The following is a 19,718-nucleotide window of genomic DNA, read 5'->3' as shown; positions in this document are numbered from 1 at the left end:
AAGCCGCAAGGAGAACAGGGGGCAGGCCGGGATCGAAGCGCTAGTCGCAACCGTTCCGGAAAGCGGTGGCGGAGCAGGTCGAATGTCTGAAGCAACCGGAACCGACATGAACCCCGTCACCGTCATGCAAACACGTCGGCAACATATCTGCCATGCTCCCGCTCCATCGTGTCGATCCACGCGCTGGCGCTTTCATCGTTCGCTCCCGTCGCCTCCTGATAAATGCGGCCGAGCGTGGCACGTACGGCAGGCGCCATATTCTTTCCATCCCCGCAGACGAAGACGGTGGCACCTTGCGCAAACAGTGCGGCGATCTTCTCGCGCTCCAGCCAGACTTTGTCTTGAACGAACCGAGCACCTTCCTCCGGGCGGTTCGAATAAGCCGGCATCACTTCGACCACACCGCGTCGTGCCCATTCGTCGAGTTCGTCGCGATAAAGAAAGTCGACGTCGGGATCATCGATGCCGAAGAAGAGCAACGACGTGCCGACGTTTTCCCCCTGCTGCTTCTGTAGTGCGCGCTCTTGCAGAAAGCCACGGAATGGGGCGATACCGGAGCCGGCACAGATCAGAATCATCGGAAGACCGGTTTCGGCGGGTGGCCGAAAGTGTGCATTCGATGGCCTGACGGCAACGGACAGGCTGTCCCCCGCGTTGAGTCGCGCGAGATACGACGACGCCACGCCTTCATGGCGACCATTGCCGGAGAGCGCGGGTGCATCGACCACGGCTACCGTCAGCGTGACATGGTCCGCTTTCCAAAGCGGAGAAGACGAGATCGAATACTGGCGTGCTTTCAGCGCGGGCAGCATATCGAGGAACTTTTCGAGCGACAGATCGACGGACCCGAAGCGTTCGAGCAGATCCATGACGGTTGTCCGTTTTCCCAGGATCTCGCTTTCGAAATCGTCAGTGCTCAGGCGCTCGAGCTCGACCTTCTCGGGAGGGCAACGCGTGGCAGCGGCCAGGGTGGATACTTGCGATCGGGTTGCAGGCACGGCGAGTTCGACATAGCTCGAAAACAGTTCGCCACAGCCGATTGCCTGGCCGAGCGGAAGGCGTGGATTGCTTGACGTTCCTTCAATCACCACCTGCGTGTCCCAGCTCACGCGAAACCGGCGCAAGACGCGATCGACGTTGTTTTTCGAGTTGCGGGGCAGAACGGCCAGGTAATCTCCCGATCGATAAGTCATCGCTTCCGGAAGTTTCAGTTCGATATGCTTTTTGGAGCGGCTGCCGGCCACGCTGATATCAACCAGTTCTCTGTTGTCGACGATGGACGCATGCGCCATGTCGCCGAAGTTCAGCAATTTTTCACGGGTATTCTCGGCGAAACTGACCTTCAGTGCGGTATCGCCATGTTGCACGGTCGAGACTTCCTTCCCGGCGCTGATTGCAAAGCGACTCCACATTTCGGTGTACCAATGGTCAAATTCACCAAAGAAGTCGCCACCGGAATCGAGTTCGCCCCTGAAGTGCACTCTCGTGGCACCGGCCCTCTCGAGCGCCTCATCGACGCGCTTGGGAATCGCCTGGTATGTCCGTGCCCATTGTTTGTTGCCGCACCCGAGAACCGAAAAATGGACCCCGTCCAGCGCCCCTTCGTCGAGTGCTTCGACATACGGGACGAATGATCTGGCGTTGTCTGGCGGCTGCCCTTCGTAGGAAGCGGTGACGATCACGATGGCGGGATATCCGTCGAGTTTTCCCGCGAAATCGTCGAGGGGCGCGCATGTGGCGTGAAATCCATGACGACTCGCGTCCCCTGCAATGCGTCTTGCAAAGGATTCGGCGGAGCCCGTATTTCCCCCGAAGAGGACGAGCATGGTCGACACATCTTCGCCGGCAGGGATCGACTGAACCGGGGCGACGCTCGGGCCTGGAGCGCTCGAGCGGGCGCGAACGGCCGTATCGGGCACTTTGAGCGCACCTCGGGCCCGCGGTTTCACGTTCACCCGGAAACCGGTCGGCTTCAGCGTAAGCGTTTCGGCGACGTCCAGCTCGTAGTCCGGATCGGCGAAAGAGAAATCGAATCGCTGAAGCAGCATGATCAGAACGAGATGGGCTTCCTGCATGGCAAACGGTCGGCCGATACAGGCGCGTGCACCATTGCCGAAGGGCTTCCATGAATTGGGCGGGAGTTGCTCCGCATTCTCCGGGGCAAATCGCTCCGGACGAAACGCCTCGACGTCCTCGCCCCAGACGCTGACATCCCGATGCAACATGGGCGTCAGGATCATGATGATGTCGTCGGGAGAAACGGCATATTTCCCGCCGAACGTGGTGTCGGCGAGCGGTGACACGGCGAATGCCGGCGCTGTCGGCCAGATTCGCAACGTCTCCATGAGGATGTGTTCGATGTAACGCAGTCGTGCGAGATGCTCGATCCGTGGGGTCTCGCTGCCGACAACCTCGTCGACCATGTCCCGTGCTTTTTGCAGGATGTCCGGGTTCTTGAGGAGGAAATAGGTGGCAAAGGACAGGAGCCCGCTGGTCGTTTCATGTCCGGCGATGAGAAAGGTGATCATCTGGAAGACGATGTTCTCATCATCGAGTTTTTCTCCCGTCACCGGATCGATGCCGTTCAGCATTCGGTCCAGCAGGTCCATCGACGCTTCGCTGTCGTGCGGGTGCTTACGCCGGTCTTCGATCATTTTGGTCGCCAGCGACCGCATGACTTCGATGTCCGCGTCGAACTTTCGACTGCGATTGATCATCAGCTTCGAAACGAGTTTGGGTCGCAACTCGCGCTTGCCGGCCTCGCTGAGGGTGTTGACCATGGCATCGACAAACGGATGCTGATCTTCACGATAGAAGCTGTTGAAACGGCAATCAAACGCACACAGGGCAATCGTATCGAGCGTCAGCCGCGTCATGTGATCGGACACGTCGACCGGCGTCTCCGGGCCGAACCGCTCCCAATGGAGAAACATCTGGTCGGCGATGTCGACCATCTTGTCGAACATCGACCAGATACTGAGCGGGCCGAACGCCTGCATCAGCACACGATGCGCCTTGCCCCAGTTCGGTTCGTCACCGAATGCCGTAAATAACCCGTCCCCGATCGCGGGTCTGAGTTCGAGCAGCGACTGGTGTACACACTTCTGAAACCGGCTTTCATCACACACTTCGTTCACGAGTGTTTGTCCGCTGACAACGTAGTAACCTTGCCCGAACACCTCGAACCAGTAGACCGGCCCGTAAGTGCGCGCGAGATCCATCATCTTGGCAAGTGGAGACGGCCCGAGGACCTCCATCAGATGACCGATGACGGGTTTCAGGGGCGGCTGGGGGACGAGGGACGAGGATTTCATTTCAATAGCCTTTCAGAGGTATGTCAGCGCATCACATCTCAATCTATTGAACGAATGTAAAATAGACAAAACCACGTGTCCAGAGCTTTTTATGCCACCTGATGTAAGCCCTAATCCCGCCGATCCTCGCTTTCAACGGAGTTACGACGCGCTCGTTCGCGCCGTGACCGAACTGCTCGACGAGGCGCCGCTGAACACGCTCAGCATTGCTCAGCTGGTGCAGCGCGCGGGCGTCGCGCGTCCGACGTTCTATCAACACTTTCCCGACCTTCAGTCGGCCGCTCAGCGGGCCGCGCTGGTGAGGCTCGACAACGCGTTTGCGTTCGTCGAGGAGCAAGGCAAGCTGCTGAACCCGCCGAATGCCACTTTCATCAGGTCAATGGAGGTGGAAACCGCGCTGATTCTCGAGCATCTGCATGCGCATCAGCCTTTCTATCTGACCGTATTCAACGACGCGGCGACATCGGCGTTTTTCGATGAACTGGTGACATTCGTTTCCGGCCGTCTCCTTCCGCCTTATGAAGGCGTCCGTACGGAAGCAGAGCAGGATTGCCTGACGGTGCTCGGCGGGGGATTGGTCTGGACGGCGGTGCACTGGCTTCGCCAGGGCGCCACGCGCGAGGCCCCGGAGGCCATGGCGAAGCGCATGGCCAAGACGGCGGCGACGATCCTCGATGCGTTCGGTCTGACGCTCGGGTTCGCGCAGGCGGATTCGGAGTAGCGAGAGGGGACGCGCGACGCCGCGGTGGACCATGCGGCGTGTCATCGTCATGGTCGTCGAGCGATCAGGTTGAGGTCGCGGGTTTCATGAAATAGACATGGAACGCCTGCAGCGCGGACGCGACCCACTCACGCTCGTCCTCCGACACATCGTCGAACGGCACACCGATCTTGTCCTTCGTGTAGTGATCGCCCAGTGCGCCGCGAATGCGGCGGTTGGCGCCCTCGGCATCGAGCAGCGTACGTTCTATCCGTACTGCCCCTTCTCGTGCGTACAGCGTGAAGCGAAAGCGCAGGCTCGCGACACCGGTCAGGATTCGTTTCAGGTCAAACTGCAACCGGTCCGGAAAGACCGTGAAATCGATGAAGTCCTCGCGGTCTTCCGGCGTACCGTAAGCATTGATCGCGCGTCCTTCGGGCTGACCATGGCGCATCAGGATGGCGCTCAGTAACGTGTAGTCGTGAATGTCCATTGCGTGTTGTAGTTTTCGTGTCGTCCCGTATCACGGCACGACGGCGACAAATTGAAGGGATTTTCCTGCGCCAACGCGCGCACGGCTCGTCGGGCATGACGCATCGAACGGTACCGTGCAGACGCACGATCCGCGAACGCCGTTACTTCGGGAGCCAGCCTTTCAGGCCTTCTCTAAACATGTTCAAGCAATCGGCGCGGGTTTCGCCGGTCTCGATGAAGCTGTAGTCGCTCAACGCTATCCAGATCACGCGTGCGTCCATGCCTTCGCCGTCGAACGCCAACAGTTGATTTTCCTTCACCGTCGGCGTCCAGATCCATGGCTTCATATCGCACTCCGGCGCCGCCAGCAGCGTGCCGTCGGGGCTGTAGAAATGGGGGCGCCCGTCCGCGGTAATCGCCAGCAACTGGCGCCCGTGCAGGAGCTTCGGCGGCTGCTGGTAAGCGTGATGGACGTGTGCGTATTCGCAGGGGATGACCAGTCGTCCGCTCTCGTGCACGACACCCTGCAGGATGCCCGGATTGTCCGGCGAATGCTCGCCGGGCCGACACCACTCGACCACTGCGAGGCGGAGCTTCCGGTGGAACGCGAACACGTTCTTGTAACGCGTGTCGAACAGCGGTTCGCCGGTCGCCGCATCGACAGCGGACACCGTATCGTCCGCATGGAAGAGGCGGACTCGACCGTCGTCGTGGAGCGTCCCGCCGGTCAGGTCGTCGAACAGCGACTCGCCACCGGGCCAATGCAGCAGATCGACGATTCCGCTCGTGCCTTCCGGCAGCGGCGCACGTCGCCCCAGTGCCAGCGTTCGCGTGAGGGGAGACACATTGACGTAGCCGGCGGAAACCGGCACGACCCACCGGCCATTCAGATCCTTGAGGCCGCCCGGCGCGCCGGCATGCCAGTCACCGTGTTGCCTGATGACGATATAGCCTGCCTCGATGTCGATCCATTCCGCTCCTTCGTCGGGGTGCACCAGCCAGCGGCCATATGGCGTGACGAGCCCGGCCGGGGCGCGTGGCCGATCGGCGTCGGCCGAAGGCGATGCGCCGGCAGCACGATCGATTCGCCGCACATAGTACGCCTGCACTTCCTCGATCCATGGTTGCCAGTCCTTTGCCGGCTCGTAGCTTTCCCGCAGATCATCCGGCCATTCCGCATGCGGCTGCGCCTCGATCGCGTAGATGCGCTCGATCACGTTCGGATTCCACCATCCCCATCGCCCCGTTGCCTCGCTCAGCAACGGTAGAAGAACGGGCGGCAGGTCGCCCGAGCCCGGCTCGGGTGCCGGGCCCCATTCGGCGCAGCGTTGTCGCGTCTGCTGCAGGAACGTGTTCATGTCGGGCGTGCCGATGGCCGCATCGCAAAACTGGCAGCAATCGAGGATCAGCCATTCGCGCGACGTCGTGGAGACGGTCGTGTGCATGTGTGCCCATTGCGCCTGAGCATCGGCCGGCAACTGCGGCAGCCGCGGCTGCATGTGCCGATCCAGCGCATGCCAGCGCTCGCGCACCTCGGCCATCGGCGCCATCAGGCAGGCGGGCGACTCGACATCGCCATATATCGCGCACGGTGCGATCTGTGGCAGATGCGCCGCATCGCCGATCAGGTAGAGGAATAGTTGCGGAATCTGTTCGAACCATTCGGCCCAGCCGTCCATCTGGCCGTTGTCGATATCCCATACGCTGTCGGGCGTGGACGGGTGGTCGTGAGCAAACAGGCAAGCATATCGAAGCATTTTCCCGGAATCTCTCTTGTTTATTTGTGTGTGCAACTTCGGTCGTCCACGACGGGCAAGGTCGGATCCGGACGCAGCCGAATGGCGTCACGTCCGGCAAGCCGTCGGCCCGTCATGCCTCTACGCAGCAACAGGACCGATCATGTGCGCATCAGCCTGGGGCCGATCACGATCATCCACTCTCCCACGCAGCCGAGGAATATACCCGTGATGCCGGCGCCGAGCCATTCATGGCGTGCATGGTGTCAGTCGTCGGTCAGTTGCCGGCGGGCGCGAGTGTCGTGGTGGAGAGGGTTCTTTCAAGGAAGGAGGAACGCGCGGACATCGTCGTTCCTTCAATCCGCACGCGGAGGGCGAAACGGATCGGGTAACCGGAGAGACCGCTGACGTACCAGTATCAACGTGAATTGAGGGACTTCCACGTTTCGGGTGCGAGCCACTTGAAAAATGGATGACGGTCAGCATGGAATACTGCCCATGGCGCTGTTTGACCTTGCCACCCAGTGGTTGTGGTTGGCGAGACGCTTTGGATAGTGATGTGTACAATTTAGAAATTTATACACATCGAGAGGTATGCCATGCGTACCAACATTGAAATCGACGACAAGCTGATGGCCGAGGCGCTTGCCGCAACCGGTATCAAAACCAAGCGCGAAGTGGTCGAGCTCGGTCTGAAGACGATCATCAGGCTCAAGCAGCAAGAGCAGATTCGCCAGTTCCGTGGAAAACTCCACTGGGAAGGTGATCTCGACGCCATGAGGAAGGATCGATGACGCTCGTGGATTCGAGCGTCTGGATCGACTATTTCCGCGGCAAGGTTGCGCCGGAAACCGACAAGCTCGACGCTTTGCTCGGCCACGAGGCGCTGTTGTCCGGCGACCTGATCGTCGCGGAGGTGTTGCAGGGCTTTTCGGCTGAATCCGAATTCAATGTCGCCCGCCAGTTGATGACGGGGCGCATGAATGTCGTATCGCTGGTCGGAACCGACAACGCTGTCCAGGCCGCGCGAAATTATCGTGAGTTGAGAGCGCGAGGCGTGACGATCCGCAAGACCATCGACACGCTGATCGCGACTTATTGTATTGAGAACGGGGTCTCGTTGCTGTATAGCGATCGCGACTTCGATCCATTCGTTCAACATCTGGGGCTTCGATCAGCCCTTCTGGATGATTGAGCGAAGCCAGGCTAGCCTCATCGACCTTCGGCCTGAGCGTTTTCCGGGCGACAGGAAATCCAGTTCAAGGGCCGGAGCGCGAAACCTTGCGGGCATCGGCACCGGGCGCAAGCACGATCCAAATCTAAACGATTTGTGATCCCTTCCCGCCGCAAAATTTTGCACAATGGCGGCAGCGCGGCCCATCACCGCGATTCACCCCCGGAGAACCCGGCCAGCCGGACCGGGGCCGGCCCGAACCGATACCTGGCACCGCCGTGCCGCCGCCTGCCGCCATGGACCAACCGAAACGCATCCTGATCGTCGAGGACGACGCCGATATCGCCGATGTACTGAGCCTGCACCTGCGCGACGAGCGCTACGAGGTCGTGCACAGCGCGGACGGCGCCGAAGGGCTGCGCCTGCTCGAACAGGGCGGCTGGGATGCGCTGATCCTCGACCTGATGCTGCCGGGCGTCGACGGCCTCGAAATCTGCCGGCGCGCGCGTGCGATGACGCGCTACACGCCGATCATCATCACCAGCGCGCGCTCGAGCGAGGTGCACCGGATCCTCGGCCTCGAGCTCGGCGCCGACGACTATCTGGCCAAGCCGTTCTCCGTGCTCGAACTCGTCGCGCGCGTGAAGGCGCTGCTGCGGCGCGTCGATGCGCTCGCGCGCGATTCGCGGATCGACGCGGGCACGCTCGACGTCGCGGGGCTGGCGATCGACCCGATCGCGCGCGAGGCGAGCGTGGACGGCGCGCGCATCGACCTCACGCCGCGCGAATTCGACCTGCTGTATTTCTTCGCGCGGCACCCGGGCAAGGTGTTCTCGCGGATGGACCTGCTCAACGCCGTGTGGGGCTACCAGCACGAAGGCTACGAGCACACGGTCAACACCCACATCAACCGGCTGCGCGCGAAGATCGAGGCCGATCCGGCCGAACCCGTGCGGATCCTCACCGTGTGGGGCCGCGGCTACAAGCTTGCCGCACCCGGCCAGCGGGACGCATGATGAAGCTCACCCTCACCCAGCGGCTGTCGCTCGTGTTCTCGGTGCTGCTGCTTGCGTGCTCGGGCGCGTCCGCGTGGCTGCAGATCCGCGCGAACGACATGCGCGAGCAGGAAGTCGTGCAGGGGCTGTCGCGCGACCTGGCCGCCAATATCGTCAACAGCGTGACCCACAGCGCACCGCTGATGGATGCGAACGGGCTGCGCCCGGACGCCGTACGCACGCTGTTCGGCCAGTTGATGGGCGTGAACCCGAGCGTCGAGGTGTACCTGCTCGACAACGCGGGCCGGATCAAGGGCGACGATGCGCCGCCCGGCCACGTGAAGCGCGACCGCGTCGATCTCGCGCCCGTGCAGCGCTTCATCGCGGGCGAGCCGCTGCCGATCCTCGGCGACGACCCGCGCAGCCCGGATGCGCGCAAGGTGTTCAGCGCCGCGCCGCTGCAGCGTGCGGGGCAGCCGCCGTCCGGCTACATCTACGTGGTGCTGCTCGGCGAGGCGCACGACCAGCTGGCCGCGCGCGTCGACGCCGGCAATGTGCTGCGCACGACGCTGTGGTCGATGGCGCTGGTCGCGCTGCTCGGCCTGCTCGCGGGCCTCACCGCGTTCAGCTTCATCACGCGCCCGCTGCGCCGGCTGACGGACGCGATGCGCCGCTTCGACGCGAACGGTACGCCCGACACGCAGCCGCCGGTGCCGCGCTCGCGGCCGGGCCGGCGCGGCGACGACATCGTCGTGCTCGAATCCGCGTTCGCGCAGATGGCCGACCGGATCGGCGACCAGTGGCGCGCGCTGACGCACCAGGATCAGCAGCGGCGAGAACTGATCACGAACATCTCGCACGACCTGCGCACGCCGCTCACGTCGCTGCACGGCTACCTGGAGACGCTGTCGCTGAAGTCGGACGCGCTCGCCGAGAACGAACGGCGGCGCTACCTGTCGATCGCGCTCGCGCAGAGCGCGAAGGTCGGCCGGCTCGCGCAGGCGCTGTTCGAGCTCGCGCGGCTCGAATCGGGCGGCGTGCAGGCCGAGCGCGAGCCGTTCTCGCTCGTCGATCTCGTGCAGGACGTGTTCCAGAAATTCGAGCTGACGGCGCAGGCGCGCGGCGTCACGCTGCGTGCGCGGATTCCGCCGCGGGTGCCGGTCGTGTCGGCCGATCTCGGGATGATCGAGCGCGTGCTGACCAACCTGCTCGACAATGCGCTGCGGCACACGCCCGCGCACGGTGAGGTCGAGGTCGCGCTGGAGCCGCGCGGCGACCGCGTGCTCGTGACCGTGGCCGATACCGGTGAAGGGATTCCGGTGACGCGGCGCGAAGGGCTGTTCCAGCGGCCGCAGCGGCCGATGAGCGGCGGCGCGGTGACGAGCGGGGGGCTCGGGCTGCTGATCGTGCATCGGATGCTGGCGCTCAACGGCAGCAGTATCCGGCTGGTCGACCGGGCCGGGCGCGGGGCGGTGTTCGAGTTCGCGCTGGCGGTGGCCGCGCCCGCGGCGGGCGACGGGCGCTGATCGTCGTCAATGCCCGCGCTCAACTGCCGCGCTTGCGCCGTACGTCGCTCGGCGTCATGCCGGTCCAGCGCTTGAACGCGTGGCGGAAACCCACCGCGTCGCTGAAGCCGAGCGTCGATGCGATGTCCTCGGTGCTGAGCGTGGTCGTGCTGAGATAGTCGATCGCGAGCGCCTTGCGCACGCTCGCCAGCAGTTCGCTGTACGACGTGCCTTCGGCTTCGAGCTTGCGGCGCAGCGTGCGCGACGTGATGCACAGGATCGCCGCGATCGCGTCGATATCGGGAAACTGCCCGGGCGTGCGCGTGAGTTCCTGGTACACGCGCCGCGTGACGCCGGCCTGGCTGCGCATGTCGTCGAGCAGGCTCGCGCAATGCGACGACACCTGCGCGGCTGTGATCGGATTCGCGAGCTGCGGCGCGCGCGTGAGCCACGCCGCCGGATAGCTGAGCACATGATGCGGCTGGTCGAACGCGATCGGGCATTCGAGCGCATCGGCCAACTGCGCCGCGTGCGCCGGCTGCGGCTGGGCGAACTGCGCGCGCGCCGGCACGCACCACGCCCCCATCACGTCCTTGATGATCGTCACGTGCAGCGCGAACTGCATGTCGATCAGGAAGCGGTACAGCGGCTCGTCGAGGCAGGGTAGCGCGACTTCGTGCCGGTCGGGAAACTGCCACGACGCGAGGTCGCCCTGTTCGACCCAGTGGATCGCGAGCATGCCGTTTGCGAGCCGGTGATATTTGACGGCGGATTCGAACGCGTGCGCGAGCGATTCCGAACACAGCATCGCGTAGCCGTACATCCCGTAGCTCGACACGTGCAGCCGGTGGCCGACGCGCACGCCGAGATCGGTGCCGTCGTAGCGGCCGATCGCATTGCGCGCGGCTGTGAGGAACTGCAGCGGCGACGTGAGCGTGAACGGGTCCGCGACGGCGGCCGGCGTGAGGCCGGTACCGTCGAGCACCGCGCCCGGGTCGACGCCGGCTTGCGCGGCCACGTCGAGCAGCACGGCCAGCTTGGCCGGCGTGAAGCGCTGCTGGCGCAACGCGTGGGTCGGCTCGAGGTCCGGCAGGCGGGCTGCGCGGGCGGCCGTCGGGGTCAAGAGCGCACTGCGCTGCATGGGAGCATCCTGCGTCCGAATCGATATCGTTGACGGCACGCATTCTGCTCGGGATCGGTCCCAAGCGCCACAGGGTTCACCCTGATACGCGCGCCAGTGCGACCCGGCGCAGCAGCTTCGGTGGCGCCCGTGCCGCCGCAGTCGGCCCGGAGCGTGCCGGCCGGCCACGTCGGCGGTATTCGGCGAAGTTGCCTGGACAGGCGCGCCCCGCATGTCCGTTTCGATCATCTTTTCGGCCGCCCGGATCATTTTCAAAGTGCGCCGCGCGGGCGATAGTCGCCGATCAGGCGATGGTCCGCGCTTCTCCGGCGTGCAGGCCGTCGTGCGAACGGCGCGGCCGGCGCGCCGTCCCCCGTGGAGTGAGACATGACGAAGAGACACTGGACCGGGTCGTATGGCCCGATTCCCGCCGAGATCGATCCCGATCGCCATCCTTCCGTAAGCGCGCTGCTGGACGACGCGATGCGCCGATTCGCCGATCGCCCGGCGTTCCACTCGTATGGCCGCACGCTGACCTATGCCGACGTCGACCGCCTGTCGACCGCGCTGGCCGCCTATCTGCAGCAGGTCGTGGGCGTCCGCAAGGGTGATCGCGTCGCCGTGATGCTGCCCAACGTGCTCGCGTTTCCGGTCGCGTTCGTCGCGGTCGCGAAGATCGGCGCGATCCAGGTCAACGTGAACCCGCTCTACACGGCGCGCGAGCTCGAGCATCAGCTCAACGACGCGGGCGTCGAGGTCGCCGTGGTGTGCGGCGGGTCGATGGGCACGTTCGCCGAAGTGGTCGGCGGCACGCGCGTGCGCACCGTGCTGAGCGTCGGGCGCGGCGATCTGGGCGTCGTCGATGCGCCGGCCGGTACATGCGACGCGCTGCCGCCCGGTTCGATCCCGCTCGCGGACGCCATTGCCGCCGGCGAATCGCTCGCGTTCGAACCGGTTGCGCTGGGCGGCGCGGACCTGCTGCTGCTGCAGTACACGGGCGGCACGACCGGCCTGTCGAAGGGCGCGGCGCTGTCGCACCGCAACCTCGTCGCGAACATCGAGCAGTTCGGGGCGATCGTGCCGGCCGCGCGCGAGCCGGGCGAGGAGGTCGTCGTCACGGCGATCCCGATGTATCACATCTTCGCGCTGACGGTGAACTTCCTGTCCTACTTCGCGATCGGCGCGCAGAACTGGCTGATCGCGAACCCGCGCGACATGGACGGCTTCATCGACGTGCTGAAGGCCGCGCGGCCGACGGTGTTCGTCGGCGTGAACACGCTGTACGCGGGGCTCGCCGGCCATCCGCGCCTGACGGAAGTCGACTGGTCGCGGCTGAAGCTGTCGGCCGGCGGCGGCGCGGCCGTGATCGACGTGATCTCGTCGCGCTGGAAGGCGGTGACGGGCAACTTCATCCGCGAGGGCTACGGGCTGTCGGAAACGTCGCCGGTCGTATCGTTCAACCCGCAGTCGATCGACTCGTTCACGGGCACCACGGGCCTGCCGCTGCCGTCGACCGACGTGAAGCTGCTCGACGACCAGGACAACGAGGTGGCGATCGGCGGCGCGGGCGAGATCTGCGTGAAGGGGCCGCAGGTGATGGGCGGCTACTGGCAGAAGCCGGACGCGAATGCGGCCGCGTTCACGGCCGACGGCTATTTCCGCACCGGCGACGTCGGCGTGTTCGACGAAGCCGGTTTCCTGCGGATCGTCGACCGCAAGAAGGACATGATCATCGTGTCGGGCTTCAACGTGTACCCGAACGAGGTGGAAGCCGTCGCGACCGCCGTGCCGGGCGTGGCCGAGTGCGCGTGCATCGGCGTGCCGGATGCGCGCACGGGCGAGGCCGTGAAACTGTTCGTGGTGCTGGCGCAGGACGCCGACGTGACGGAGGAACAACTCGTCGCGCATTGCCGCGAGAGCCTCGCGGCCTACAAGGTGCCGAAGCTGATTCGCTTCGTCGACCGGCTGCCGAAGTCGACCGTCGGCAAGATCCTGCGCCGGGAACTCAGCCGCACCGACTGATGGTGTCGGCGCGTCGCGCAGCGCCCGGCGCGCCGACGGCCAGGAAGGCTCCGCGCGGGCCGCTCAAGTACAATGCGAGCGGTTCGATCGACGGGGACGCGATGACCGGTTCAGATTCACTTTCCGCCCAGCCCGGGCCCGCACCCGGGCGTGCGCTGCCGTCGCCGAGCGCGACGGTGCCGATCTCGCTCGTCAACGGCTTCCTCGCGAGCGCGGGCGTGCAGCGCGACGTGGTCGAGCGCTACCTGGGCGGGGCCGGCATCCCGATCGAGCTGCTCGGCGAACCGCATGCGCGCGTGACGGAGGAGCAGTTCTCGACGCTGTACCGCACGCTCGCGATCGAACTCGACGACGAGATGCCCGGCATCTTCTCGCGCCCGCTGCGCGGCGGCACGCTGAAGTACCTGTGCCTGAGCCTGCTCGATGCGCGCAACCTCGAAACGGCGCTGCATCGTTTCGGGCAATTCTTCCATATCCTGCTCGACGATTTCTTCGTCGAATCGAAGCGCGACGGTCTCGTCGCGCAGGTGGTGCTGCGCCCGAACGACGCCATCGGCCCGATCGGCGCGCTTGGCCAGGAACTGATGCTCAAGCTCGTGCACGGCGTGTGCTCCTGGCTGATCGGGCAGAAGATCCCGCTGCTGCAGATCGAGTTCGCGTGCCCGCGGCCGCGCCACGCGGTCGAGCACCTGTACTTCTTCACGGGCGCCGTGCAGTTCGACTGCGAGCGCACGCTGATGCGCTTCAGCGCGGACTACCTCGACGCGCCGATCCGGCAGAGCAAGCGCAACCTGCGCAAGTTCCTCGCGCGCGCACCGGGCGACTGGATCTTCGAATCGTTCAGCGAACAGCTCGTGTGCCATCGCGTGCGGCAGTACCTGTCGGCAGCGTTGCCCGACCTGCCGGTGATCGACCAGGCGGCCGAGCACCTGCATTGCTCGGTGCGCACGCTGAGCCGCCACCTGGCCGCCGAAGGCACGACGTTCCAGGTGCTCAAGGACGAACTGCGGCGCGACATCGCGATCCAGCGGCTGACCGACACGCCCGACACGATCGCGGCGATCGGCGCCGACATCGGCTTCGACGATCCGAGCGCGTTCCATCGCGCGTTCCGGCACTGGACAGGGAGTACGCCGGGTACTTACCGGCGGCGCGCGTAACGGGGCGCGTCGAGCTTCAAGGTAGCCGGTTCCCATAACCGGATACCTTCGCGCGCTCCCATGGACGGCTCCCCCGGGCGGGACGGTTTACGAATCGGCGGGACAGGCAGGACGCCCGTTGCCGAAGCTGCGCACTGTGCTCGCGATCCGCGTGGCGAACTGCTCGATCATGCGCTGTTGCACACGCACCATGTCCGCGTAGCCTCCGGGTGCGGCTTCGCTGAGCCGCGTGCTGCACGAAATGCGCGTGCCCGGCGTGTCCTGCTGCACGGCGACGACCCAATCGGCTTCGAACCGGGCCATGCTCCCGGGCCACGCATCGAAGCGGCGCACCTGCGTGCGGATGCTCATGACGGTCTGGTTCGACGGACGCGGCAGGCCGGTGACGTTGCGCGCGCCCAGTTGCTCGACGAGCGCCGACGAAAGCGCCGCGCGCAGCTCGTCGCCGAGCGGCGCGACCCAGCGTTCGTTGTCGAGTATCAGCGCGGTGCCCGTCCCGCTGCGCACGACCATCTGCTGCTGGTCGAGCTGGGCGGGGATGCCGACCGGCAACACGTTGATCGCCAGCGGCGCGGTGGCGCGTGCGGTTGTCGACGTCGTGGATGTGGCTGAGGCCGTGCCCGGCGAGACCAGCGTGTAGTAATGCACCGGGTTCGACGCGCAGGCGGTCAGCGCGATGACGGCGCCGGCGCCCAGGGCGATCGTCCTGGCGCGAATCGGGAAGCTCATGGTTGTCGTGGCTCCTGCGGGACAGGTGAGGTGGAAGGGGCGACAGGCGCGATCGGCGCATGATCGGCGCCGGTGCCCCGGAGCAGCGCGTCGGGACGGCGGCCCAGCATGTCGGTGAGCGTGCGCAACGAGCGCGCGGTACGCTGGACTTCGGTCAGCGTGTTCGCCAGGTTTTCCTGAAGCGGGCCGTCCTCGGCGATGCCCTGGCGCAACGCGCCGAACGTCTGGTTCGCCTGGTCGAGCGCGCGCGTCGTCGACGGCAGCAACTGGCCGTTGACCTGCCTGAGCGTCGCGTCCAGGTTGGTCAGGCTCGAATCGACATGCTTGCCGATCGAATCCAGCGGCAACTTGTTGATCTTGTCGACGATGTCGGCGACTTGCTCCGGCAGCTTGTCGAACGTACTCGCCACGGTGGGCAAGGTCAGCGGCGTGGCGTTCGCATCGAACGGCACCTTCGGCGCGTTCTTCACGAAATCGAACGAAATGTAGAGCTGCTCGGTCAGCAGGTTGCCGGTACGCGCCTGCGCACGGAGCCCGTGCTCGACCAGGCCCGCGAGAAACTGGGCCGCGCGCGGATTGCCGTTGCCTTCGGTCTTCTGCAGCTTCTCGATGACGGGGCCGAGCCGATACGGATAGACCTTGACCATCACGATCGACTGAAAGCGCCGGGTCGCACGGTCGAAGTCGAGCTGGGTCGATACCACCTTGCCCATGTTGACGCCGGAGAATTCCACCGGCGCCCCGACTGCGAGCCCGCGCAACGGCTGCTCGAAACGGAGTCGAATGAGTTGGGATGGCCCGTCCGGCGCAGCCATCGCGGAAGCTTCGTTGTCGGCGAGCGTAAACAGGTTGCCGGCAGGGGCGGCGGTCGCGCTGCTGTCTTCCGGCGTCGCGAACGCGATGCCGCCACCCACGATCGTCGCGACCGACTGCGTCTTCAGCTTCAGGCCGTTCGCGTCGAGCGACAGATCCATGCCGCTCGCGTTCCAGAAGCGCGTATCGGTCGTCACCAGCCGATCGTACGGCGCATCGATGAACACCTGCAGGTTCATGTCGCGGCTCTGCATGTCGAGCTTGTACGACGCGACGTGGCCGACCATCAGGTGGCGGTAATAGACCGGCGAGCCGATATCGAGCGAGCCGAGATCGGTGGCGCGCAGCGCGTAGCTCGTCCCCGGCGTGCCGTTGATGACGGTGGGCGGCGTCTCGAGCCCGGTGTAGGCCTTCCGCGACTGGTCCGAGCGGCCCGTGTCCATGCCGATATAGGCGCCGGAGAACAGCGTATCGATGCCCGATACGCCGCTCATGCCGACGCGCGGCCGCACGACCCAGAAGCGCGTGTCGTCGCGAATGAGGTTGCGCGCATTCTTCACGAACGATACGGTCGCGACGACGTGCGAACTGTCGTCGCTCAGCGAGATGGCGGTCACGGTGCCGATCACGACGTCCTTGTACTTGACGGGCGTCTTGCCGGCTTCGAGGCCTTGCGCGGTGTTGAACGTGATCGTGATTTCCGGTCCGACGGACAACCACGCGTGGATCACCATCGACAGGCCGATCAATGCCGCGACGAGCGGCACGAGCCAGACGAGCGAAAGCCGCAGGCGGTTGCGCGTCACGGGCGGGTCGTGGGGTTCGAGGCCTTGCGGGCCGGATGGAGGATTCATGCTTCTTCGGCGTCCCAAATGAGGCGTGGGTCAAAACTCATCGCGGACAGCATCGTGAGAATGACGACCATGCCGAAAAACAAAATGCCGGCGCGTGGCTCGATCTCGGACAGCGGACCGAACTTCACCAGCGCACAGATGATCGCGACGACCAGTACGTCGAGCATCGACCAGTAGCCGACCAGCTCGACCGCGCGATACAGCACGGCCCGCTCGCGCATGGCCGACACGCTGCGCCGGCCCGTCGTGACGAGCAACGCGCCGAGCGCGAGAAACTTCGTGCACGGCACGACGACGCTCGCGATGAAGATCACTGACGCGATGCCGTACGAGCCGGCTTTCCAGAACACCACGACGCCGCTGAGAATCGTCGATTCGCTGTGGCTGCCGAGCAGCGTGGTGCGCATCACCGGCAACAGGTTGGCCGGGATGTAGAAGATCAGGCTGGCGATCAGCAGCGCCCACGCGCGCACGAGGCTGTCCGGGCGACGCGCGTGCAGCGCCGACCCGCACCGCGGGCAGCGTTGCGCGTCGGCGGCATGCGCGTGCGCATCCTGCGCGGAGGAGGCGTGGGTCCGGCAGACGAGGCCGCACGCATGGCATCCGACCATGCCCAGCTGGCTGGCGCGCACGGGCAGGCTCACGGGCGGCCTCCGGCGGGTTCCACCGGCACGACCCAGTCCCACAGCTGGCGCGTGTCGTGGCCCGCGATCAGCGGAATCAGCACCATCAGCACGGCCGTGGCCCACAAGCCCGCGCCGGGAATGATCTGCATGATGCTGGACAGCTTGATGATGGCGATCAGGATGCCGAGCAACCCGACCTCGATCATGCTCCACGGTCGCAGCGCGACGAGCAGCCGCATCAGCGGGCCGAACGCGGGCGCGCGATGCCCTGCACGGGCGAAGGCCAGCAACCAGATCAGCGTGGCGATCTGCAGGAACGGCACCACCACGATGGCGAGCGCTGTCGGTATCGCGATCGGCGCGGCGAAGCCCTTGGCCAGCGCGAGCGCGGATTGCCACAGCGTGGCCTCGCTATGCAGCCCCTGCACGCTGATCCGCATGATCGGGCAGAGGTTGGCGATGGCAAACACCACGCCCGCCGCAAGCGCCAGCGCGAGCCACCGGTCGACATCGAGCCAGCTCGAGCGAAACAGCACGGCGGAGCAGCGCTCGCAACGCGCGACCTCGTGCGGCGCCAGCGCGCGGCGTCGGTAGACGCTGTCGCAATGCTCGCAGGCGATCAGGGCCGGAAACGTGTCCATGGGTTCGTGTTGCTTGCGCATGGGTACTCGATGAATGGCTTCGCAGTGTGCTTGGCGTCGATGGACGCTTTTGTGCGGTTTGATGGAGAAACGATGGAGCCGGGATTCGCTTGAACGCGTTGCGTCTCCATCGATGGCGATCGCCTCACGCCTTGGCGGAAATGGCGCGGAGTTCCTCGAGATCGAGGTCGCGCGTCAGTTCGTGCAGCGTGTGCTCGTCGATATCGCCGGCGCGGTAGAGGCGCATGAGCTCGGCCCGTCCCGCCGCGATCAATTCCAGCACGGTGTCCGAACGCGCATCGAGATGGGGCTTGTATTCGTCGGCGTGGCGCGCGTAGCGGGCCATGTCCTCGGCCTTGTGCCGGTGAATGTCCAGGAGCATCGGGTGAACGAGTTCGCCCGCCGCGTTGTAGGCCCGTTTTGCCATCAACTCGTACTGCACCTTGGCGATCACGGCCTCCGCCTCGCTCATGCTCAGGCGAGGCTTGTCGCTTTCCGGCGCCGCGAGCCCGGTCCAGCGGATCACCGCGCCGAGCGACTGCCCCTGCACCAGCACGGTGGCGAGGATGACGGCGATGGCGGTGACGAGGATGAAATCGCGCCCCGGAAAGCTCTCCGGCAGGCTGGCGGCGAGCGCCAGGGTGATCACCCCTCGCATGCCGGCCCAGCTCAATACCGTGGCGTCGGCCAGCCCGAGCGGATGGAAGCGCGTCACGCCCAACTTCCGTAACAGGATGAGCGCGCCGTCCGACACATACACCCAGGCAAACCGTGCGAGGATGACGGACAGCACGACGATCAGCACCGGTACGCCCATCTCCGCCAGCATCGTGTCGAGCCCGTCGCCCCGCTGGATCAACTCGTGCAGCGAGGATCCGATGATCAGGAAGACGAACGCTTCGAGAATGAAGATCGTGACGGTCCAGAAGCCCGTGCCGTACAGGCGCGCCGACGCGCCGAGTACGCGGTGCTGGAACCAGGCGCAGATGAGGCCCGTCGTCACCGTGGCGATCACCCCCGACACATGGAAGCGCTCGGCCAGCAGATAGGAGCCCCACGCACACAGCGGGCTGGCGGCGATGACCAGGCTGTCTTCGTCGAGATGGCGCATCAGGATCACCCAGGCGCCCCCCACGAAAGCGCCGACCAGTACGCCGCCCAGCGCCAGCAGTGCGAAGCTGCCGAGCGCTTCGGCCGGACTGAACAGGCCCGTCACGCCCGCTGCCACCGCGAAGCGGAACAGCACGAGGCCCGTTGCGTCGTTGAACAGGCTCTCGCCTTCCAGCAGGATCAGGAGGCGGCGCGGCAGTTTCACCTGCTGCAGCGCGGCGCGGGCCGACACCGCATCCGGCGGCGCGACCAGCGCGCCCAGGGCCGCGCAGGCCGCCCAGGGCAGGGCGGGCACGAGCCAGTGGGTGACGAGGGCCACCACGACCGTGGTGAAGAGCACCGCACCGATCGCCAACGCCCCGACGCCCAGCATGTGCCGGCGCAGATGGTCGAGTGAAATGCCAAGGGCGCTGTCCATCAGCAACGGGGGCAGGAAAATCACCAGCACCAGTTCCGGATCGATATGCACCTCGGGCAGGCCGGGCAGAAAGGCGATGAAACCGCCGCCGATGATCAGTGCGACGGCAGGGGGGAGGCCGAGCTTATGCCCGACATAGTGCAAGACAAGGATCGCCAGCAGCAGCGCGATCATCAATTCGAAAATAGCCATGGTGAGGGTTCTGTTGTCAGCGCTTCGGTGGTGCGTTGCCCATGAGCGCTTCAGCCGGACGGAAGGCGCAATGAGCGGCCCGGTTTCCAGGAGCCGGACGGCGTCGGCGCCCGGCTGGGCGTTGGAAGGGCACCA

The 19,718-nt window shown here is 65.3% G+C and carries 16 protein-coding genes; 7 read left to right on the top strand and 9 right to left on the bottom strand.

The features are described 5' to 3' along the window. Positions 1-122: 122 nt before the first annotated feature. Positions 123-3,314, bottom strand: coding sequence for a bifunctional cytochrome P450/NADPH--P450 reductase (locus CFB82_RS37510; protein WP_089487347.1), 3,192 nt, complete (start codon positions 3,312-3,314; stop codon positions 123-125). Between the two features lie 163 nt (positions 3,315-3,477). On the opposite strand from CFB82_RS37510, the gene CFB82_RS37505 reads away from it, so the two are divergent. Further along, positions 3,478-4,035 carry a TetR/AcrR family transcriptional regulator gene (locus CFB82_RS37505; protein WP_231937791.1) on the top strand — a complete coding sequence of 186 codons (558 nt, stop codon included), beginning with the start codon at positions 3,478-3,480 and terminating at the stop codon, positions 4,033-4,035. 64 nt (positions 4,036-4,099) lie between these two features. Here CFB82_RS37505 and CFB82_RS37500 read toward each other — a convergent pair whose 3' ends face one another. Both CFB82_RS37500 and CFB82_RS37495 read right to left on the bottom strand, forming a co-directional pair. Next, a complete protein-coding gene (locus CFB82_RS37500; RefSeq protein ID WP_089449270.1) occupies positions 4,100-4,507 on the bottom strand; it encodes a hypothetical protein in 408 nt (135 codons plus the stop codon). A 142-nt stretch (positions 4,508-4,649) separates the two neighbouring features. Beyond that, positions 4,650-6,245, bottom strand: coding sequence for a DUF7822 domain-containing protein (locus tag CFB82_RS37495; protein WP_143751030.1), 1,596 nt, complete (start codon positions 6,243-6,245; stop codon positions 4,650-4,652). Positions 6,246-6,823: 578 nt separating this feature from the next. Between CFB82_RS37495 and CFB82_RS37490 the strand changes: the two genes are divergently transcribed. From CFB82_RS37490 to CFB82_RS37475, 4 genes are all read left to right on the top strand, one after another. Continuing rightward, the gene (locus CFB82_RS37490) at positions 6,824-7,018 is read left to right on the top strand and encodes a type II toxin-antitoxin system VapB family antitoxin (RefSeq protein WP_089449272.1); all 195 of its coding nucleotides are present in this window, start codon (positions 6,824-6,826) and stop codon (positions 7,016-7,018) included. Continuing rightward, entirely contained in the window at positions 7,015-7,419 is a 405-nt protein-coding gene (gene vapC, locus CFB82_RS37485; protein ID WP_069250144.1) for a type II toxin-antitoxin system VapC family toxin, read from the top strand. Before CFB82_RS37490 ends, vapC begins: the two co-directional genes overlap by 4 nt. 275 nt (positions 7,420-7,694) lie before the next feature. Next, positions 7,695-8,414 carry a response regulator transcription factor gene (locus CFB82_RS37480; protein WP_039353478.1) on the top strand — a complete coding sequence of 240 codons (720 nt, stop codon included), beginning with the start codon at positions 7,695-7,697 and terminating at the stop codon, positions 8,412-8,414. Next, positions 8,414-9,919: a HAMP domain-containing sensor histidine kinase gene (locus CFB82_RS37475; RefSeq protein ID WP_089487544.1), complete on the top strand. Its 1,506-nt coding sequence runs from the start codon at positions 8,414-8,416 to the stop codon at positions 9,917-9,919. Before CFB82_RS37480 ends, CFB82_RS37475 begins: the two co-directional genes overlap by 1 nt. A gap of 19 nt (positions 9,920-9,938) precedes the next feature. Here CFB82_RS37475 and CFB82_RS37470 read toward each other — a convergent pair whose 3' ends face one another. After that, a complete protein-coding gene (locus tag CFB82_RS37470) occupies positions 9,939-11,039 on the bottom strand; it encodes an AraC family transcriptional regulator (protein ID WP_089487345.1) in 1,101 nt (366 codons plus the stop codon). A 366-nt stretch (positions 11,040-11,405) separates the two neighbouring features. Between CFB82_RS37470 and CFB82_RS37465 the strand changes: the two genes are divergently transcribed. Both CFB82_RS37465 and CFB82_RS37460 read left to right on the top strand, forming a co-directional pair. Continuing rightward, positions 11,406-13,040: an AMP-binding protein gene (locus CFB82_RS37465; protein ID WP_089487344.1), complete on the top strand. Its 1,635-nt coding sequence runs from the start codon at positions 11,406-11,408 to the stop codon at positions 13,038-13,040. Then, a complete protein-coding gene (locus CFB82_RS37460) occupies positions 13,040-14,200 on the top strand; it encodes an AraC family transcriptional regulator (RefSeq protein ID WP_089487343.1) in 1,161 nt (386 codons plus the stop codon). The genes CFB82_RS37465 and CFB82_RS37460 overlap by 1 nt, the downstream gene beginning before the upstream one ends. A gap of 87 nt (positions 14,201-14,287) precedes the next feature. Here the strand turns inward: CFB82_RS37460 and CFB82_RS37455 are convergent, their stop codons facing one another. From CFB82_RS37455 to CFB82_RS37435, 5 genes are all read right to left on the bottom strand, one after another. Continuing rightward, positions 14,288-14,929 carry a PqiC family protein gene (locus tag CFB82_RS37455; protein ID WP_089487342.1) on the bottom strand — a complete coding sequence of 214 codons (642 nt, stop codon included), beginning with the start codon at positions 14,927-14,929 and terminating at the stop codon, positions 14,288-14,290. Further along, a complete protein-coding gene (locus CFB82_RS37450) occupies positions 14,926-16,596 on the bottom strand; it encodes a PqiB family protein (RefSeq protein WP_089487341.1) in 1,671 nt (556 codons plus the stop codon). Before CFB82_RS37450 ends, CFB82_RS37455 begins: the two co-directional genes overlap by 4 nt. Beyond that, positions 16,593-17,240 carry a paraquat-inducible protein A gene (locus CFB82_RS37445; RefSeq protein ID WP_089487340.1) on the bottom strand — a complete coding sequence of 216 codons (648 nt, stop codon included), beginning with the start codon at positions 17,238-17,240 and terminating at the stop codon, positions 16,593-16,595. The genes CFB82_RS37450 and CFB82_RS37445 overlap by 4 nt, the downstream gene beginning before the upstream one ends. Next, entirely contained in the window at positions 17,237-17,884 is a 648-nt protein-coding gene (locus tag CFB82_RS37440) for a paraquat-inducible protein A (RefSeq protein WP_089449281.1), read from the bottom strand. The genes CFB82_RS37445 and CFB82_RS37440 overlap by 4 nt, the downstream gene beginning before the upstream one ends. A gap of 124 nt (positions 17,885-18,008) precedes the next feature. After that, entirely contained in the window at positions 18,009-19,583 is a 1,575-nt protein-coding gene (locus tag CFB82_RS37435; protein WP_089449282.1) for a Na+/H+ antiporter, read from the bottom strand. Between the last annotated feature and the right edge of the window lie 135 nt (positions 19,584-19,718).

The organism is Burkholderia sp. HI2714 (assembly GCF_002223085.1).
GTDB lineage: Bacteria > Pseudomonadota > Gammaproteobacteria > Burkholderiales > Burkholderiaceae > Burkholderia > Burkholderia lata_D.
The sequence above is the reverse complement of the archived record's forward strand: the minus strand, read 5'-3'. Positions and strand labels throughout refer to the sequence as shown.

Bases quoted from the DNA above. Each gene is read 5' to 3' on its own strand.
- CFB82_RS37510 (WP_089487347.1), bottom strand. From the start codon at position 3,314: ATGAAATCCTCGTCCCTCGTCCCCCAGCCGCCCCTGAAACCCGTCATC.
- CFB82_RS37500 (WP_089449270.1), bottom strand. From the start codon at position 4,507: ATGGACATTCACGACTACACGTTACTGAGCGCCATCCTGATGCGCCAT.
- CFB82_RS37495 (WP_143751030.1), bottom strand. From the start codon at position 6,245: ATGCTTCGATATGCTTGCCTGTTTGCTCACGACCACCCGTCCACGCCC.
- CFB82_RS37490 (WP_089449272.1), top strand. From the start codon at position 6,824: ATGCGTACCAACATTGAAATCGACGACAAGCTGATGGCCGAGGCGCTT.
- vapC (WP_069250144.1), top strand. From the start codon at position 7,015: ATGACGCTCGTGGATTCGAGCGTCTGGATCGACTATTTCCGCGGCAAG.
- CFB82_RS37480 (WP_039353478.1), top strand. From the start codon at position 7,695: ATGGACCAACCGAAACGCATCCTGATCGTCGAGGACGACGCCGATATC.
- CFB82_RS37475 (WP_089487544.1), top strand. From the start codon at position 8,414: ATGAAGCTCACCCTCACCCAGCGGCTGTCGCTCGTGTTCTCGGTGCTG.
- CFB82_RS37470 (WP_089487345.1), bottom strand. From the start codon at position 11,039: ATGCAGCGCAGTGCGCTCTTGACCCCGACGGCCGCCCGCGCAGCCCGC.
- CFB82_RS37465 (WP_089487344.1), top strand. From the start codon at position 11,406: ATGACGAAGAGACACTGGACCGGGTCGTATGGCCCGATTCCCGCCGAG.
- CFB82_RS37460 (WP_089487343.1), top strand. From the start codon at position 13,040: ATGGTGTCGGCGCGTCGCGCAGCGCCCGGCGCGCCGACGGCCAGGAAG.
- CFB82_RS37455 (WP_089487342.1), bottom strand. From the start codon at position 14,929: ATGAGCTTCCCGATTCGCGCCAGGACGATCGCCCTGGGCGCCGGCGCC.
- CFB82_RS37450 (WP_089487341.1), bottom strand. From the start codon at position 16,596: ATGAATCCTCCATCCGGCCCGCAAGGCCTCGAACCCCACGACCCGCCC.
- CFB82_RS37440 (WP_089449281.1), bottom strand. From the start codon at position 17,884: ATGCGCAAGCAACACGAACCCATGGACACGTTTCCGGCCCTGATCGCC.
- CFB82_RS37435 (WP_089449282.1), bottom strand. From the start codon at position 19,583: ATGGCTATTTTCGAATTGATGATCGCGCTGCTGCTGGCGATCCTTGTC.